17 protein-coding genes and 1 pseudogene are annotated in these 18,351 nt (G+C 27.8%); 17 read left to right on the forward strand and 1 reads right to left on the reverse strand.

Annotated features, from left to right (window positions below):
* Nucleotides 1-82 precede the first annotated feature (82 nt).
* The 15 genes and pseudogenes from SHELI_RS01165 (at nucleotide 83) to SHELI_RS01235 (ending at nucleotide 15,475) form a co-directional block, all read left to right on the forward strand.
* Nucleotides 83-3,217, forward strand: a complete 3,135-nt coding sequence (locus SHELI_RS01165; protein ID WP_069115944.1) for a DNA translocase FtsK — start codon at nucleotides 83-85, stop codon at nucleotides 3,215-3,217.
* Nucleotides 3,218-3,300: 83 nt separating this feature from the next.
* Complete coding sequence (uvrC, locus tag SHELI_RS01170) at nucleotides 3,301-5,067, forward strand: excinuclease ABC subunit UvrC (RefSeq protein WP_069115945.1); 1,767 nt, start codon at nucleotides 3,301-3,303, stop codon at nucleotides 5,065-5,067.
* Nucleotides 5,068-5,148: 81 nt separating this feature from the next.
* Complete coding sequence (locus SHELI_RS01175; protein ID WP_069115946.1) at nucleotides 5,149-6,690, forward strand: MATE family efflux transporter; 1,542 nt, start codon at nucleotides 5,149-5,151, stop codon at nucleotides 6,688-6,690.
* A 40-nt stretch (nucleotides 6,691-6,730) separates the two neighbouring features.
* Entirely contained in the window at nucleotides 6,731-7,210 is a 480-nt protein-coding gene (gene greA / locus SHELI_RS01180; protein WP_069115947.1) for a transcription elongation factor GreA, read from the forward strand.
* A 43-nt stretch (nucleotides 7,211-7,253) separates the two neighbouring features.
* Nucleotides 7,254-8,330 (forward strand): hypothetical protein, encoded by a 1,077-nt coding sequence (locus SHELI_RS01185; protein ID WP_069115948.1) that lies wholly within the window; start codon nucleotides 7,254-7,256, stop codon nucleotides 8,328-8,330.
* Between the two features lie 76 nt (nucleotides 8,331-8,406).
* Nucleotides 8,407-9,015: a LemA family protein gene (locus SHELI_RS01190; RefSeq protein WP_069115949.1), complete on the forward strand. Its 609-nt coding sequence runs from the start codon at nucleotides 8,407-8,409 to the stop codon at nucleotides 9,013-9,015.
* A 189-nt stretch (nucleotides 9,016-9,204) separates the two neighbouring features.
* Entirely contained in the window at nucleotides 9,205-10,260 is a 1,056-nt protein-coding gene (locus tag SHELI_RS01195) for a hypothetical protein (RefSeq protein ID WP_069115950.1), read from the forward strand.
* Nucleotides 10,261-10,345: 85 nt separating this feature from the next.
* Nucleotides 10,346-10,957, forward strand: a complete 612-nt coding sequence (locus tag SHELI_RS01200) for a LemA family protein (RefSeq protein WP_069115951.1) — start codon at nucleotides 10,346-10,348, stop codon at nucleotides 10,955-10,957.
* 9 nt (nucleotides 10,958-10,966) lie between these two features.
* Nucleotides 10,967-11,869 (forward strand): 16S rRNA (cytidine(1402)-2'-O)-methyltransferase, encoded by a 903-nt coding sequence (gene rsmI / locus SHELI_RS01205; protein WP_084449225.1) that lies wholly within the window; start codon nucleotides 10,967-10,969, stop codon nucleotides 11,867-11,869.
* A 55-nt stretch (nucleotides 11,870-11,924) separates the two neighbouring features.
* Nucleotides 11,925-12,245, forward strand: coding sequence for a hypothetical protein (locus SHELI_RS01210; RefSeq protein ID WP_069115952.1), 321 nt, complete (start codon nucleotides 11,925-11,927; stop codon nucleotides 12,243-12,245).
* A 157-nt stretch (nucleotides 12,246-12,402) separates the two neighbouring features.
* A pseudogene (rplU, locus tag SHELI_RS01215) lies at nucleotides 12,403-12,699 on the forward strand (50S ribosomal protein L21); the annotation flags it as partial.
* A 140-nt stretch (nucleotides 12,700-12,839) separates the two neighbouring features.
* Nucleotides 12,840-13,151, forward strand: a complete 312-nt coding sequence (locus tag SHELI_RS01220) for a ribosomal-processing cysteine protease Prp (RefSeq protein ID WP_069115955.1) — start codon at nucleotides 12,840-12,842, stop codon at nucleotides 13,149-13,151.
* The gene (gene rpmA / locus SHELI_RS01225) at nucleotides 13,152-13,445 is read left to right on the forward strand and encodes a 50S ribosomal protein L27 (protein ID WP_069115956.1); all 294 of its coding nucleotides are present in this window, start codon (nucleotides 13,152-13,154) and stop codon (nucleotides 13,443-13,445) included.
* Nucleotides 13,446-13,516: 71 nt separating this feature from the next.
* A complete protein-coding gene (locus SHELI_RS01230) occupies nucleotides 13,517-14,869 on the forward strand; it encodes a Sapep family Mn(2+)-dependent dipeptidase (protein WP_069115958.1) in 1,353 nt (450 codons plus the stop codon).
* An 84-nt stretch (nucleotides 14,870-14,953) separates the two neighbouring features.
* Entirely contained in the window at nucleotides 14,954-15,475 is a 522-nt protein-coding gene (locus SHELI_RS01235) for a ferritin-like domain-containing protein (RefSeq protein ID WP_069115960.1), read from the forward strand.
* A 44-nt stretch (nucleotides 15,476-15,519) separates the two neighbouring features.
* Here SHELI_RS01235 and SHELI_RS01240 read toward each other — a convergent pair whose 3' ends face one another.
* Nucleotides 15,520-16,308 carry a pyrroline-5-carboxylate reductase family protein gene (locus tag SHELI_RS01240; RefSeq protein ID WP_069115961.1) on the reverse strand — a complete coding sequence of 263 codons (789 nt, stop codon included), beginning with the start codon at nucleotides 16,306-16,308 and terminating at the stop codon, nucleotides 15,520-15,522.
* A gap of 244 nt (nucleotides 16,309-16,552) precedes the next feature.
* On the opposite strand from SHELI_RS01240, the gene rpsB reads away from it, so the two are divergent.
* The gene (gene rpsB, locus SHELI_RS01245; protein ID WP_069115963.1) at nucleotides 16,553-17,455 is read left to right on the forward strand and encodes a 30S ribosomal protein S2; all 903 of its coding nucleotides are present in this window, start codon (nucleotides 16,553-16,555) and stop codon (nucleotides 17,453-17,455) included.
* 18 nt (nucleotides 17,456-17,473) lie between these two features.
* Nucleotides 17,474-18,346, forward strand: coding sequence for a translation elongation factor Ts (gene tsf / locus SHELI_RS01250; protein WP_069115965.1), 873 nt, complete (start codon nucleotides 17,474-17,476; stop codon nucleotides 18,344-18,346).
* Nucleotides 18,347-18,351 lie beyond the last annotated feature (5 nt).

Genomic DNA, 18,351 nt, shown 5'->3' on the forward strand with positions numbered 1-18,351 from the left:
AATTACTTTATAAATGTAATAATTAAAAAGTAAGGGCAAATATTATAAAATTAATCTATAAGGGCAAATAGGGTGATTCATTATGAATAATTTTAATGATTTTGGGCAAAATCAGAATGTTACAAGTGAAGTTGATAGAACAACTGCTTTTAATATTCAAAGAAAAAAAAGAAGACCAGATTCTGTAGCATGAATTATTTCTGCTCTTTTGTTGTTCTTTTTAAATGTTATGTCTATTGGGAGAATTACAGTTGTTGGTCAATTATTAGATGACATAATTTTTACATTACCATTTGGCTGATTTAAGTATTTTTTATACTTAATATTTTTTATGGTTGATTTTGCAATTTATTTCGGGATAAAATTTAAGGCAAAAAAACGTTTTTTAGCAATGGTCTTTATAACTTGGATAATGTTTTGTTGATTAATATCTTCAATTCTATTTATAGTTGCATATAAAACTGAGTCTAAGGATTTTGTAATTTCCCATTATTGAAGTAAAGATATATTTACTTCTTCTATTAATTCATATTGAAATCATTGAAAAGCACACTCATTTTTTGGATCAGAAACAAAAGACTTTTTAATTTCAAGCAAAGATAGTTATTTTACATATTATGCTGGAGGAGGAATGTTTGGAACAGCCTTAGCGGGTGTCTCTAGTTATTTAACAATATATGGTGCATTGCTACTTAACATATTTTTCTTATTTGTCAATATGATGTGAATATTTACAGGAGACCCATTTTTCTTGTTCAAACCTAAACATAAAAGAACAGGTAAAAGATTGAGAATATTATCTTTAAAAAGTAGAAGAGATAGACAAATAATAAATAATGCTAAATCTAAGAAAAAAGGTTTTGGTATTTTCAATGTTGTTAACGTTAATCCAGAAAGTACTTTAGAAGAAAGAAATGTTTTAATATCGTCAAATCATCCAGATATAACAATTGAATTGCCAAGCTATTTAAGAAATATTGAAAGTAAACCTTACAGTGAGGTTGACGAGCAATTTTACAACGATGATTATTCATTACCACCGGAAATGCCTCTAGATCAAAGAGTTCCAAATAACTTTGAAAACAATTTCCAAAACATTAGGGGAAGAGGATACATTAGTCAGCCAACTACTTATGATTTTAATAATCAACAACAATATCAAAACAATCAATTCCAAAATAGTCCTATTGATAATTATGACCAACACTTAAACAACAATCAAAACAATTATTACCAGGATATGGGTGCCTTTTCTCAAAATGGATACAATAATGAGGACAACTATCCAAAAAATAATTTTCAAGAAAACTTTATTTCAGGAGAACCAAAAAATATTATTAGTCCAAGAAGACAGCAAATAGTTAATACTGAAAAAACGGTTTCAAATCTTGACCTTCCGTCATCAATTTATGGTCAAAATGTAACTACTGAGGCTGCAAGAAAAAGATTTGACAAACAAACTAAAATTACACCACATGGTGTAAAGGGCGAAACAATTGAGTTTGTAAAAAGCTTAAAAAAAGAAAAACTTGTAAAAGATGGCGAATATTTGGCGACAGAAACTGTTGAGAATGACGGTGCAATACAAAGTACAATAGATGATTTTGTAACAAACGATTTAATCCAAAAAGAACATTTAAAACCAGTAGTAGAAGATAATTATATTTCACCTCTTGAGGGAATTGCAAGGTCATCAATATATGGTAATGCTCAATATTCAAGACACACTCCAACATTAAACAATATAACTCTTAACACAAATAATGCTGTTGAAAAGTCTGTTATTGTTAATAGTAGGTATGTATTACCACCTTTAGATATTTTGAATGAAGATTTATCAGGTGAAGCAGAATATGAACACTTGAATCAAGAAGCTTTGCAAATGGAATTGAACATTAATAAAGTTTTTAACCAATTTGGTGTTAATGCTAAGGTTGTTAATAAAAGTATTGGACCAAGTTTTACAAAATTTGAAGTTCAACCTGGACCAGGGACTAAGGTTAATAGCATTATAAATTTAGAAAATGATTTAAAATTAGCTTTAGCTAGCAACAACGTTAGATTAGAAGCTCCTATTCAAGGAAAATCTGCTGTTGGAATAGAAATTCCGAATAGTCATTCAATAATTGTTCCTTTACGATCTGTTATAGAAAAACCACCAATAAAAAAAATAGGTTCAAAACTATTGTTCGCAATTGGTAAGACAGCTACAGGTGAATTACTATTTGGAGAATTAGATAAAGCACCACACTTACTAGTTGCTGGTTCTACTGGAAGTGGTAAATCTGTTATGATTAATGGAATAATATCTTCAATAATTTTAAGAGCAAAACCTCATGAAGTTAAGTTGTTATTGATTGACCCAAAAAAAGTAGAACTTTCAACTTACTCATCTATTCCACATTTGCTTGCTCCAGTAATTAGTGATATGAGTCTTGCTAACTCAGCACTAAAAAAAGTTATAAATGAAATGGATAGACGTTATGCATTAATGCAAAAAGCTGGAGTTAGAAATATTGAAACTTACAATAACAATATGAATGATCAAGCAAAAAAATTCCCATATTATGTAGTTATTATCGATGAGCTTGCTGACTTGATGAGTACACAAAACAAAAAAGATGTGGAAGAATCAATTAAGAGAATAACTCAAATGGCTAGAGCGGCTGGTATTCATTTGATAGTGGCTACTCAAAGACCATCAACAGATGTAATTACAGGAGTTATTAAATCAAACATTCCTTCAAGAATAAGTTTTGCAGTTGCAAGTTCAATCGATTCAAGGACTATACTTGATTCTGTTGGTGCTGAAAAGTTAATTGGTAAAGGTGATTTGTTATATTTACCACCACTTACTTCTATAACAACTAGAGCTCAAGGATGTTACATTAGTGACGAAGAGATTGATAGATTAGTTAAGTATTGCGCTAATCAACAGCAGCAAGATTTTGATGAAGAGTTTTTAAAAATGGAAGATGAATACAATGATAATTTCAACAATGTTGGAGGTCAAAAAGATCCAATGTTTGAAGAAATTAAAGCATATGTAATATCGGTTCAAAAAGCTTCAACAAGTTTAATTCAAAGAAAATTTTCAATCGGTTATAATAGAGCCGCAAAAATAATTGATGAATTAGAAGCTTACGGAGTTATTGGTCCTCAAAATGGTGCAAAACCAAGAGATGTGTACATCAAAAACGAAGGATTTTATCAATAAAGAAACCTTATATAAGGTTTTTTTATTTATTAAAGATATAAAAAAATATATAATAAAACAAGTTTATAAAAAGAGGTATCTAAATGAGTGTAGAAAGTCAGTTAAAATCTTTACCAGAAAAAGCAGGTTGTTATTTGTATTTTAATAAAGATAAAAAAGTTATATATGTTGGAAAGGCTAAAAATTTAAAAAAAAGAGTAAGTTCTTATTTTAATAAAGCACATGATATTAAAACTACCAAACTTGTCAGAGATATTGATAGTTTAGAAACAATTATTACAGCTAATGAAAAAGAATCACTTTTATTAGAACAAAATCTTATCAAAAAATACAAACCAAGATACAATGTTATTTTAAATGACGATAAACAATATCCATATATAGCAGTTACTAATGAGAAAGATCCGCAATATATTTATATAAGAAATTATAATCCAAATAACAAATTATCATTTGGACCATTACCTGACGGAACTAGCGCTAGAAAAATTTTGAGAACCTTAGAAAGAATTTATCCTTTAAGAAGATGTAAGGGCAATTTGGGTGAACCTTGTATTTACTTTCACATCAATCAATGTAGTGGAGCATGTTTCAAAGATGTTGAAAAATCTTATTATGATCAACAAATACAAAAAATTGATAATTTTTTTGCAGGTAAATCTAACGATGTAAAAGAACAATTAGAGCAAAAAATGTTTCAAGCAGCAGAAAACCTTCAGTTTGAAGAAGCGCAAAGGATTAAGGAAATAATAGAACATTTAGAGTTTACAACAACAGAACAAGATGTTGACTTAAATGATAGTTTAAATAGAGATGTATTTAGTTATTATGAAATGGATGGATATATTTGTTTCACAACTCTTTTTTATAGGGCTGGTAAGCTAAGTTTGAAAAATAATGAAATTTTAAAAAATGAGGGTCAAGATTTAAGTGAGTTGTTTAAAAGCTATATCACTCAAATATACACAAAAAATATTATTCCCGATTATATAGTTATTCCAAGTGAAATAGATATAACTGATTTAGAATTATTATTTGGTAATAAATTAATTAATGAAAAAGAAAAAAATTCAGAAAGACTTTTAAAACTTGCAAAAGAAAATGCAACCGAGTTTTTATTTCAAAAAATTCATTATAGTCAAAATTCTAAAATAACAAAAGAAGAAATTTTGATTCAATTGCAAGAGCTAATAAAGTTAGATAGTTTTCCTTATCAAATTGAAATGTATGATGTTGCAAATATTGCTAATGAATATGTTACAGGAGCTGTTGTAGTATTTAAAAATGGTGTTGTAAGTAAAAACGATTTTAGAAAATATAACATAGAAATTGATGATGAAGGAGATTATCAAAGAATGATGGAAATGATTAAAAGAAGATATCAAAAAATAATTGATAGTAAAGAAAAGTGAGCAGACTTGATAATTATGGATGGGGGCATAATTCAAGTTCATGCAGCCAAAAGGGCTTTAGAGAGTTTAAATATAAGTATTCCGGTAATTGGTTTGGTTAAAAATGATAAACATAAAACTGAGTATCTTCTAAATTTAGAAGAAGAAAAAGTCTCTATAGATAAAAGTTCTGATTTATTTAAACTTTTAGAGAACTTTCAATTAAGAGTACATAACTATGCTATAAGTGGATTTAGAAGGCGTCAGTCAAAAGGTTTACTTAAAGAAGAAATTTTAACAAAAGTCAAAGGTTTAGGTGATGTTAAAGTTAGATCTTTATATGACAAATTTTTATCAATTGAAAATATGAAAAAAGCAAGTTTTGAAGAACTTCAAGAAGTTATAAAAAATCAAAATTTAACTAAAAAAGTCATAGAATATTTAAAAGAAATAAAATAAAAGATTTTTCAAATATTAAATTAGTTTAATAAATTAGTGAGTATAATAATCACAATAATAATAAATAAAGGAAGGTTGTTTATGGATAAAGATATTGACAAAGTCGAAAAAGAAACATCAAGTAGCGTAAATAACTTAGGAAAAGTAAACAAAAAAACAAAAAAACAAAGCAAATCTGATAAAGCATTACATACTTTAGAACCTTTTGCAAAAATTAAAACTCCTTTTTGAAAAGTTGATGAAGCAAAAGATATATTTGGAATGGCGGTGCCAATTTTTGTTCAACTTTTATTTTCAGTTTTGATATCACAAATTAATTTAGTAGCTATAAATCATTATAAAGATGGTTCATATGCTGAAGCTTCTGCTAAAGCGATTTTGGCTTATAATACACTGCAATTCATACCAAGCTTAATTGCAACAGGTACTATAATAGTTTCTGGTAACTTGATTGGACAAGGTAGAAAAGATGAAGTATCTAAGGTTGTTGTTACTGGACTTTTGGTTAATCTAGCTATAATGGTAACGATTTTTACATTTGTTGAAATTTTTAGTGATCAAATTGTAAAACTTGTTGAGGCAAATGACGGTAAACCTATAAGAGATTTGGCAACAGGAGAAATACTAGAAACCAATGAATTGACATATGTATCAACATACTATAGATTTACAAATATGTATTTAGTCTCAATGTCTGTTTTCCAAGTTTTTGTAGCTGGTTTACAAGCTTTTAAAAAAAGTAAAATAGTTACAATTGGAACAATTTGTGCTAACGTTTTAGATTTAGTTTTAATTTCTATAATACTATATGCAACAAACATTCCACCTGTATATAGTGCTCTAGTTTGATTTTGTACAGGGGTATTTCAAATTGTTTTCATGATGGTGATGAACTTCAAATACATAAACTTTAAAATTAATAGAGGAAATCAAATTAGCAAGATCTTTGCTATTGAAACTTTAAGAACAGGCTTACCAATAACTATTGAAATGGGTGTTTGAAATTTATGTAATTTTGGTACAACCACAGCTATTTCAAGATTAGTGCCATCGGGCGCAGACAACTCATGAATTGTTTTACACAGAAATGCCAATAGTATTGGGCAGTACTCCCAAGCATTTATTCAAGCAATTGGTACTGTAACAGCGGTTTTTGTTTCACGAAAAATTGGAGAAAGAGATAAACAAGGAGCATATGAAATTGCAATAAATTGCTGAAAAGCCGCCATCTATGCGACTTTAGCTGCCAACATTTTAATGATGGCAGCTAGTTATCCAGTACTAGAATTATTGGGATCACAAGGTAAATCATGACCTTGAGGAGTTATTTTACTAGCAGTTTTCTCAATAAAAATATTATTTGATACAGTAAATATGACACTCCTTAGAGCATTGTGAAGTGTTGGAGATTTATGATATCCAATATTTGTATCCTTTATAACAATGGGTATTGGGATGGTTGCTCTTCCATATATTGTTGTTTCAGGATTACGAATAATGGAAGGTTGGGGACTAATATTTATTTATGTAGGTATAATTGCTGACCCATTAATGAGATCAGTTGTTTATTTCTTTAGATGAACTAAGGGAAAATGACAAAAATATATTCATATCGTAGAATAAAAAATGTATAATAAGTTAGTCAAATAAAAAGGGGTACAGTATGGAAAAAGACATAATTTTAACCAACGAAGGACTACAAGAATTACAAGAAGAATTAAATCATTTAATTAATGTAGTTAGACCACAAGTAATTGAAGAACTTGTAGAAGCGCGTGCACAAGGGGACTTATCTGAGAATGCAGATTATGATGCTGCTAGAAATAGACAAGCAGAAATTGAAGCTAGAATCAAAGAAGTTGAAACAATGATTTCAAAAGCAAAAATCATTGAAGAAGATGCGAATGCAAACAAAAAAACAGGGGAAGTTAAACTTGGAAGTACAGTTACTTTTACTAACAAAAAAACTAATAAACAATTAAAAATTAAAATTGTAGGTGGAATTGAAGCAGATCCTTTTGAAGGAAAAATTTCAAATGAGTCTCCATTGGCAAAAGCTTTACTTGGTAAAAAAGTAGGAGACACAATGGAAGTTCGTGAATTGAAAGAGCCTTACAAAGTAGAAATAAATGTTGTTGAATAATAAATAAATATAAAATAATAATTGAAAGTATGAGAATTTATGTATGGGAGCAAAACAATTTTTAGAAGAAAAAGCTTTAAATTTAATAGTATCAAATCCAGTTATTTTAAAATGCATTAGAAAAACAAAAAAATTATGAAAGAGATTTTTTATTATGCTAATAATCTCTTTAACATACTCAATTTTATGTGCATTTACAATTATAATTTTTGGTTTTAGAATTTATAGTTTTAAAATTAATCTTGATCCAAGCAGTGTAAACCTTATAAATATTGTTTTATCTACCGTCCTATTTGCTTTGGACATTACGTTTATAATATTAGCAATAGCATTTAAAATGCAAATCAATGGTAATGGTTATAAAACAAGAATAATTGATGAATTGTATAAAGACTTTGGTCTTCAAAAAGTATATGGACAGTTCTTTTCTAAATACATTCAAAATGAAGATTTGAAAAATTTTTCAATAAATGTTATTTCTCAAATAAGTAGAGATGAAGATTATGGAACAACATTTAAAGATTTTTTTAATAGTAAACCTATAGCGATTAATGAAAATGAAGATAACTCTTTCAAATTTACATATAAGGGTAAAAGTCTATTATTTTTTGCAAAAGTACCTAAAAAATTTACTCACTATGAAACTATCTTTTTGGATACAAAAGGTGGACGTGTAACAAGAAAAGTTGTTGATTATGTTTCAAATGCCATCGTATATTTAGAGAATGATAAGTATGGACCAGAATTTAACGGTATTAAGGTTAGGCCTTATGGAGCAAATAATAAAGACGCCTACCAAACAGAGTCTGTAGATTTTAACAAAAAGTTTTCTATCAATGTTAGAAACTCAGATTTAAGGGGACCTAAATTTTTATCTCCTAAGTTTATTGATCATTTAAACAATATTGATGTTACAAATATAAATGTAATTGGTGTTAATAGAGATATTTATGCTGATTGGTTCTATCATGATTCATTTGACTGTTATTATGAAGTTTGCAGTATGGAGTTAGCAAAATTTGATTCTGTTGAAGCCTTGCAAAAAGAAATTGTTGATAAAGTTGGAAGTGATTTTTATTTATTTGAACATTTATTTGAATGCATTAAAACACTATACTAAAATTAAGTATAGTGTTTTTTTATGATAAAAGAATATATAATATATGTGTAATAATTTAGAAAGGTAATAATTTAAAATGTTAACACCAAATATAGAATCAACCATTAATGAGAATGCTAATAAAAAACCAAATAGAAGTGGAATAGGGGCATTCTTTTGATATTTTTTATTCATTTTTATCATTCCACTATTTGTACATATTAGTTATATAAATAGTTTAAAAAAATTAAATGTAAAAGTTGATGAAGCTGAATCAGGAATTGATGTACAACTTAAAAAGAGAAGAGATACATTACTAAAATTAATGGATGCTGTAAAAGGAAGCATCAAATTTGAAAAAGAAACATTAACAACTGTAACTGCAATGAGAACAGGAGTTGGTATTGAAGGAATGATCCAAAATACTAAAACTCTTGACGCTATACAAAAAGGTATAAATGTTCAAATTGAGAATTACCCTGATTTAAAATCAAATGCACTGGTAGGGCAACTAATGTCAGCAACAGAAGAAATTGAAGATAATATTGCTGCAGCTAGAAGAATTTATAATTCTAATGCAAGTATTTTTAATCAAGAAATTAATGTTTGACCTAAAAACAATGCAGCTTGTTCACTTAAATATGTAACTAAATATTTCTTTGAAATAACTGAAGAAGATAGACAAGATGTTAAAATAGATTTTTAATTAATTAAATAAAGACAAAATAATAATTTCATCAAACTGAAATTTGACAATAGTTTTTTACATCTATATATAATAAAAATTTTAAAAACCTCATCGGAGGTTTTTTATTTTTTTATTATTTACTTTTATGTAGTTGGTCTATAATTAAATTGTAGAAAAAGATTATTAATAAATAATCGAGGAAGTTATATGTACAAACTTATTCAAGATGAAATCATTGATAAAGATGAAAAAATAGCTTTTGCTAAAAACTTATTTAGCGAAGCTATTGAAAACAACAAAAATATTAAGCAAAAAGCTAAAAGCTTAATGTTATTTCAACTTATATTTGTGCTAGTTATTTCTTTTGGTATTGGTTCAATATCATTTGCAATGATGTTTTATTTATGTACAATGTTTGATTATTTTCAATTAACTACAATAAAACCAATTTATATATCATTGACATTTCTGATATTAGGATTTGCATTACTTATTGTAGCGTTGGGAATGAATTTTTATAATAATGATATGGGTAAAGAAGCAAATTTTTTTGAAGCATTTGATAAAACTGTCGGTTGAGAAAATGTTTATAAAAAATATTTTGACAAGTATCTTGCAAACAAAGATTTTATGGATTTTACATTAAATTTAGTTAAAGATTTTAAAGAACCAATAAGTGTAAGTTATTCAGAATACCAAAGATCAATTAAATTTAACAGTGACATATATTATATTGATAATGTAAATTCGCTTAATTTTATTTATAAAGGAAGTAGAGTTTCCTTTGTGATTGACACACCTGTATATGCTAGAAAATCTAAAAACAGTATGGTTTTTGGAACTAAATGACTTGTATTTGGTGAATGTAAAAAATTTGATAATTCATATAATGGAGTTGTGATTTCAAAACACTCTATTGGTAGTGAAAGTTATAAATCCGAATCAGTTGAGTTCAATGAGCATTTTTATATAAATTTAAAATCCACTGATTTAAGAGCTCCTAAGTTCTTAAACCCAAAATATGTAGATTCATTAATAAAACTGGATTATAAAAAAATAGGTATTATTGGTTATAAAAATGGTATTTATGCCGAAAATGTTTATACAACAAATAATTATGCCAAATGTATCATGGGTGTAGCATCAATGTTTAAAAAAAGAGTGTTTAGTATAAAAAAAATTAAATTATTATTAGCTCAGAAATTAGTTGAAGATTTTGCAATATTTTTACAGAGCTTTAACTTTATAAAAGAAAACCTTTAATAAATCAAAGGTTTTTTTATTTCTAAACAATTTAAATAAGTTCTATTTAGTTGGTTTATAATTAGTTATATAAGGAGTAAAAATTATGATTGCACCAAAACAAGATTCTGTAAGTATAAATAGTGATGCTGGCAAAAAACCCAAAAGAAATTTTTTGGGTATATTGGTTTGATATTTAGGTTTTTTAATATTAATACCTTTATTTGTACACATTGCCAATATCAACTCAATTAAAAAATTAAAAATAAAAATTAGTGAGTCAGAAGCAAATATCGACACTCAATTAATGAGAAGAAGAGATACAATGCTTAAATTAATAGAAGAAGTTAAAGGTAGCATAAAATTTGAAAAAGAAACTTTAACTACAATAACAGCTATGAGAACTGGAGCTGGAATTGAACAAAGTATGAAAAATGCAAGTTTTCTTAATAGCTTACAAAAAAATATAAATGTACAGATTGAAAACTACCCAAATTTAAAAACAAATGAACTTATAAGAGGTTTGATGCAAACCACAGAAGAAATTGAAAGTTCAATCGCATTTACCAGAACAGAATACAATCAATCTGTTAGTTTATTCAATCAAAAAATTAACACATACCCAAATAACCAAGCAGCTGCAGCATTAAAATGTAAAAATATTGCATTTTTTGAAATCGCAGATTGAGATAGAGATGACGTTACAGTAGGATTTTAATATTTATTAATGAATAGAGTTAGAGAAAAACAAATGATTAAAATACAAAAAACTTTTAAAAATGATAGTCCTATAATTTATGTTGTTGGCACCCCCATAGGTAATCTTAGTGACTTCTCTTATAGAGCAATCGATACGCTAAATAATGTAGATGAAATATATTGTGAAGATACAAGAACAAGCCAGGCATTGTTAAAACAATATAATATTAAAAACAATTTAATCTCTTTGCATAAATATAATGAGATAAGCAAAGTAGATGAAGTGGCTAATAAATTAATGAGCAGAAATAAAATTGCTTTAATAAGTGATGCTGGTGTTCCTTGCATTTCTGATCCAGGAGCTAAGTTTTTGAGTCTTTTATCAGAAAAAGAAATAAATTTTTCTGTATGTCCTGTAAACTGTGGTCCGGCTTATGTTCATGCAATTATAATGAGCAGATTTTTTAGCCAAAAACATATTTTTTTAGGTTTTTTAGAAAAAAAAGTGGAAAAAATAAAAGAAGATATAAAAAGTACAATTAGTAATAACAAAGAAACAATAGTAGTGTTTTATGAATCTGTTCATAGAATTAAAAGTACAATTAGTATACTAAAAACAATTTTGGATTCAAACGCAAAAATTGCTGTTGCCAGGGAAATAACTAAGGTAAATGAAGAAATAGTAATAGGTAATATTGTTGAGGTTAATGATTTTATTTCTTCTGATGAATTCATCCTAAAAGGTGAATTTGTTGTTGTTATTGACAATAAAGCTTGTTTAAATGAAGTTAAAGTAAATATTGAATCAGCTATGATAAAAATAAATGAGCTTATTAAAAAGGGCGTTTCGAAAAAAGAAGCTATTAAAACAATAGCCACCGCTCTAGGTATCAATAAAAATGAACTTTATGATTTTTTTCATAAAAAATAAATAAATGTCATTTTTTTACAAAAAGATACGACTATATTATTGAAGGAGGTTTTTTATGAGAGAATTAAGTTCAAAGGAAAAACACAAAATTATAGGTGGTGCAGCTACTCAAGGAATAACAGCAGCAGCTTTGAAAGAGGTAGGATCTATTATAAAATCAGGTTTTACATTTATCGAAAATGCCATAACTAATATAGCAGGTATTGTTTATTTATTTAAAAATGAGGATTTTATTAGAAAATCTGATAAATTCGAGATGCATTTAGGTTCATTTAGTTTCAAAGTAGATAATAGTCAAACAAATAAATTGGATAAAGAAATAGCATATGCAACTTCAAATCATGTAGTTAATATTGAACCACCGGTTTTATCATAATCATATTTATATAAATCTTATAGATATTTTAATATTTTTAGTAAATATTTGAAAAATTAATGTAAAATAATTTAGGTTGACAGTTTCAACCGCTCTTTTGTATGTTTTAAGAAGTAAGAACTCACATACAAGGCGAGTCCAGACTGGAGGAATAAAAATGTTCGCAATAATAAAAACAGGTGGTAAGCAACTTATGGTTAAACCTGGAGATGAGATATATATTGAAAAGTTGACTGCTGAAGAAGGTCAAAAAGTTACTTTTGAAGAAGTTTTGGCTACAGAATCAGTTGTAGGAACACCATACGTACAAGGTGTTGTTATAACAGGTACAGTTGTTAAGCATGGTAAAGAAGAAAAACTTCGTGTAGTAAGATATCATCCAAAGAAAAATGTTAACAAAGTATATGGGCATAGACAACCTTATACAAAAGTTAAAATTGATGATTTCTCTGCAGGTGCAATATCAACAAAAACAGCCGCAGCAAAACCTGCTGAACCAAAAACAGCCGCTCCAAAACCAGCAGCAAAACCTGCTGAACCAAAAACAGCCGCTCCAAAACCAAAAGCTACACCTAAAAAACCAGAGGAAAAATAATGGTTTTTGCAAAAATTTATTTTAAAGATCAAACTATTAATAAAATAGAGATTAATGGTCATGCTAATTTTGCAAAATATGGTAATGATCTAGTTTGTGCCGGTATAACAGCCATAGTTAATGGTGCACTGAATGGTTTCGACCAAATCTTTAAAAATGAAGTAGAACTAAATGTTTTAGAAAATTTAGTAACTATTGAAATAAAAAAAAGTACTGAATATGTAAAAAATGTTATAAGTTTTTTGTTAATACAACTAAAGACAATAGAAGTTCAGTATCCAAAAAATTTTAAAATAGAGGAGGTGTTCTAAATGAGATTTTTATTAGGTTTACAGTATTTTGCTTCTAAAAAAGGAGTGGGATCAACTAAAAACGGAAGAGATTCTGAATCAAAACGTTTAGGTGCTAAAAAAGCTGATGGTCAATTTGCTAAAGCGGGATCAATAATTTTCAGACAAAGAGGAACAAAAATTCATCCTGGTAATAATGTTGGTAGAGGTGGAGATGACACTTTATTTGCATTAGTTTCAGGTATTGTTAAGTTTGAAAGATTTGGTAAAAACAGAACAAGAGCTATTGTTGTACCACAAGAAATTTCTAAATAAAAAAAGTTCCATTATAGGAGCTTTTTTATTTGTAAAAAAGTATAATTTTATAAAGCGACAAGGAGAAAAGAATGAAAGTTAATAAAGATATTTTGCTGAATCAATATTTTGATGAAGCTGTAGAGGAAACAAAAAAAATAGTTTCAATTCCATCTTATAGAAGAGAATTGGCGGTTGGAAGTCCTGTTCACAAAGATACAAGAAAGGTTCTTTCGCATTGCATTGAATTGTGTAAAAGCTGAGGTTTTGAAACTTTTATATCTGATGATTATAAATATGGTTATGCAGATTATGGAAAAAAAGATAAACTATTTGGAATTATTTGTCATTTAGATGTTGTTCCACCTGGAAATATAAGTGAGTGGCATAACCCTCCATTTCAACCCAAAGTAATTGATGGAAAATTATTTGGGAGAGGAACTTTTGATGATAAAGGTCCAACAATGATGAATTTATTTGCATTTAAATATTTAATTGATAATGGTTTTGAACCAGATTATACAATAAGATTTATTTTTGGTACAAGTGAAGAAACAACGTGAGAGTGCATGGAAGCATATGTAAAAAACGAAAGATTATGTGACTTAGGATATGTTCCAGATGGACATTTTCCAGTTGTGTATGCTGAGAAGTGAATTAGTGATGTGGATTTAACAGGAAATTTCAACTGTGATTTTGAAATTAAAGGTGGAGAAGTTTATAATGCTGTTAATGATTTGGTTAGCTATAAAGGACCAAAAACAGAAGAAATCAAAGTAGAATTAAAAAAATTGAACATAGATTTTTTTGAAAAAGATGGACTTTTATGGGTTAAAGGAATAAGTTCGCATGGTAGTTTACCTTTTAAAGGAGTTGCCGCCTCTAGCTCTTTATTATATGTTTTGAATAAAATTGGTTTTACACATCCATTAGTGCAATTTGTTGCTAAATACTCTCATGATAATTTTGAAATGAAAGAAATTTTTGGCGATTTAACAGATGAAACTGGAGGACTAACTGCTTGTAATGGAATTATCGACTTAAATAAAGAAAAATTTTTATACACTTTTAATTTTAGAATTCCTTGTACAAGAGACTATGATAAAGAAGTAAATCAAAAATTAAAAGATTTTTTAAAACAATATAATATAGAATTAACAGTAAAAAAAATAGAGGATAGAGTTTATTTTTCAAAAGACGGTGATATTGTGAAAAATATTATGTCAGTTTATCAAGAAGTAACTGGAGATTTTGATTCACAACCCATTGCAATTGGTGGGGGCACATTTGCAAAGTCTATGCCAAACATGATTGCATTTGGTGCAGAATTTGACCTAGAAGAATCAACAATGCACGCATACAATGAGTATGTTAAAATTGAAGATCTTAAAAAAATGATGGAAATATATGCAAAATCGCTTGTAAAACTAACTAAAATAAAATAATAATGAGTAAATAAATTTATAAAGTAATATTTAAATTGACTATTTGTTTTTATTGAGTAGAATGTAGTTGGGAGGTAAATAAATATGGAAAAACAAATATTAACTGATTTGAACAAGTACATTGAAGAACACGCAAAAATGCAATTTATTTGTTATGGTTTAAGTAAAAAATGTAATGAATTAGGTTATCCTGGCTTTACTCATTTCTTTCAAGTACAAGCACAAGATGAATTTGTGCATCAAAGAAGAATAATGAACTATTTGTTAGACAGAAATGAAAGTTATGAAATACCGTCTATTAAAGTAGATGAAGTAAAATGTAACAGCATTATCGATGTGTTGAAAACATATGTTGAACACCGTAAACATTTTGCTAAAATGACTGATGAATTTTCTTTAAATGCAAAAGAACTTAAAGATTTCACAACTTTGAAATTTTATGAGTGATTTGTAATAGATTTCTATGAAGAAATTTCTGAAACACATGACTTGATAGATTGAATTAATATGTCTAATTCAAATCATTATGAAATTGATAAAAAAATGGCGAAACGCGAAAACCCTGACACATTAGCTGTTGTAGATCCGTTTGCACCACATAAATAAAAAATATAATTTATTAATATATATTATATTTTTTTTATATTTTTTTAACCTCTTTTTTTAGCTTCTTGTAAACAATTTACAAGAATATCTTTAAATTTTTTTTCTTTTAACACATTATGACCGGCTTCAGTTGGACCACCAGGAACAATTATTTCACCAATTAGTTTATCTAAAGGAATACCATTATTTAGTGCTTGTTCAGTGGAAGCTATAATTGTTTCTTTTATAAAATCATTTGAGATTTTTTCATCATAATTGCTTTTTAAAGCAAATTCCTTAAATCCTTTTATAAATTCGTAAATAAATGCAGGAGCTGAGCCAGTCAATGATACAAAACTTGGAAAATTATCTTCTTCTAACTCGTATACTTTTCCAAAAAGAGATATTAACCAAATACCAAAATTTATTAAATTTATATTTTTTCCTTTTTTTATGTAAGCGGTAGTAGACTTTTTAAGCGCCGCATTCATATTTGGCATTATTCTTATTATGTTAATATCTTGACTAAAATAGTTACTTATTTTTTCTATTTCAAAAGCATTCAACATAGAAATGATTAGTTTATCTTTTTGATTTATTAAATTTAGTGAAGATAAAAAATTATGACCATCTGATGGTCTAAATCCAAGAACTATAATATTGGGATTTACTTTGTTTATATCTTCTATACTTTCAATATAATTACAATCATATGTTTTAGCCAATTTTTTTGATTTTTCTATATTTCTGTTTAATATAATCAACTTGTATTCAAGTTTATCCAATTCTTTGGCCCAAACCTTTAAAATAGCTTCCCCCATATGACCTGTTCCAACCATTAATATTTTTTTCATTTAGCACCTCTATTCATTATTATTTTAGTCTAAATTAACAAAAAGTAATTTTTTTTTGAATTATGTTATTACTTGATATTGTTCTATTTTTTAATTATACTCATATTGTTGTATATAACTTTTTTAGGGTATGCAATCACATTTGGGAATTCATTTACCCAGTGCCTATTATTTTAATCATATAGGTGGTAAATGTTAGAACCATTTGGAAGAATAACAAATTTTAACAGAAAGAGGAAAAAGAATGGCAAAAGACTTAACAAGAGAACAGCTGTGAGAAGCTGGAGCTCAATTTGGACACCAAACAAAACGTTGAAATCCAAAAATGAAACCATATATATATGGTGAAAAAAATAAAAATCATGTTATTGATTTACAACAAACTATTTGAAGATTAGAAGATGTAAAAAAATTAGTAACTTCAATTGGACAAAAAAAAGAAAAAATTATTTTTGTAGGTACAAAAAGATCAGCTAAAAGTGCAGTAAAAGAAGCTGCATTAAGAAGTGGTAATTTCTTCGTAAACTCAAGATGATTAGGTGGAACTTTAACTAATATGAAAACAATTTCATTAAGAATTAAAGCTCTATGAGATATTGAAAATGAAGAAAAAACAGGAAAAATTAATTTGAGACCAAAGAAAGAACAAATTCTAATAAGAAAAGAAAAAGCTAAATTAGAAAAAACTTTAGGTGGAATTAAACAAATGCATAAATTACCTGCAGCAATGTTTGTAGTTGATCCAAAAACTGATGAAATAGCAGTTAAAGAAGCAAGAAAATTAAGAATACCAGTCATTGCAATCTGTGACACAAATGTTGATCCAGACATGGTTGACTATGTTATACCTGCAAATGATGATATTCAAGAATCAATAAATATTATTGTTAACTTTGTAGTTGATGTTTATGCTGATGCAGCAGGAATCAAAATGCAACCAAGTAATTTAAAAGTTGTTGCACAGAAAAAAGATGAAGTTAGACCGAACCAAAATTATTCAAGAAATGCTGAAGGAAGATATTCAGATAATAGATCAGCTGATAGAGCTGACTCATCAAAATCAGCACCAATAGCTGATGTATCAAGTAAGAAAGAAAATGCTGATGCAAAATCTTCAGCAGCTTCTTCAAGTGAAGAAAGCAAATAATTAGGGGGAAAAATAATAATGGCAGTAACACCACAATTAATAAAAGAATTAAGAGAAATGACATCAGCTGGAATGATGGACTGTAAAAAAGCTTTGGAAGCTACAAACGGAAACATTGAAGAAGCAGTTGTTTGATTAAGAGAAAATGGATTAGTAAAAGCAGCTAAAAAAGCTGATAGAGTAGCAGCTGAAGGAGTGTCTTTTGCTAAAACAAATGGTAAAAGAGGTATCGTTTTTGAAGTTAACTCAGAAACTGACTTTGTATCAAAAAATGAAAAATTTATGGCTTTAATAGATGAAATATCAGAAGCATTATTAAACAGTAATGTTAGTGATTTAGAGGGTGCATTAGATTTAAAACTTGCATCAGGTTCTTCTATCAAAGAAGCATGTATTAGTGCTACAGCAACCATTGGTGAAAAAATTGAATTAAGAAGAGTTGCTTCAGTCGAAGGTGGCACAATTGCAATATATAATCATGCCAACAAAAGAATTGCAGTTTTACTACAATTTGAAGGAGACATATCAAGCGAGGACGCATATGATGTATGTATGCACGTTGCTGCCATGGGGCCAAAATACTTGTCAAGTGATGAAATTTCTCAGGATTTTAAAGATCAAGAAATGCATATAATAAAAGAAACAACCGATTTAACTGGAAAACCTGAAAATATAGCTCAGGGGATATTACAAGGGAAGTTAAATAAAAAACTTGCTGAGGTAACATTATTAGATCAACCTTTTGTTAAAGATGAAAAACAAACTGTTGGAAAATTTATTGCTTCTAAAAAAGCTACTTTGAAACAAATGTTTAGATTCGAAGTAGGAGAAGGAATTGAAAAAGTTGTAACAGACTTCGCTTCAGAAGTTGCAGCACAATTGAAAGGTTAGTGAAT

It is taken from the genome of Spiroplasma helicoides, assembly GCF_001715535.1.
GTDB lineage: Bacteria > Bacillota_I > Bacilli_A > Mycoplasmatales > Mycoplasmataceae > Spiroplasma_A > Spiroplasma_A helicoides.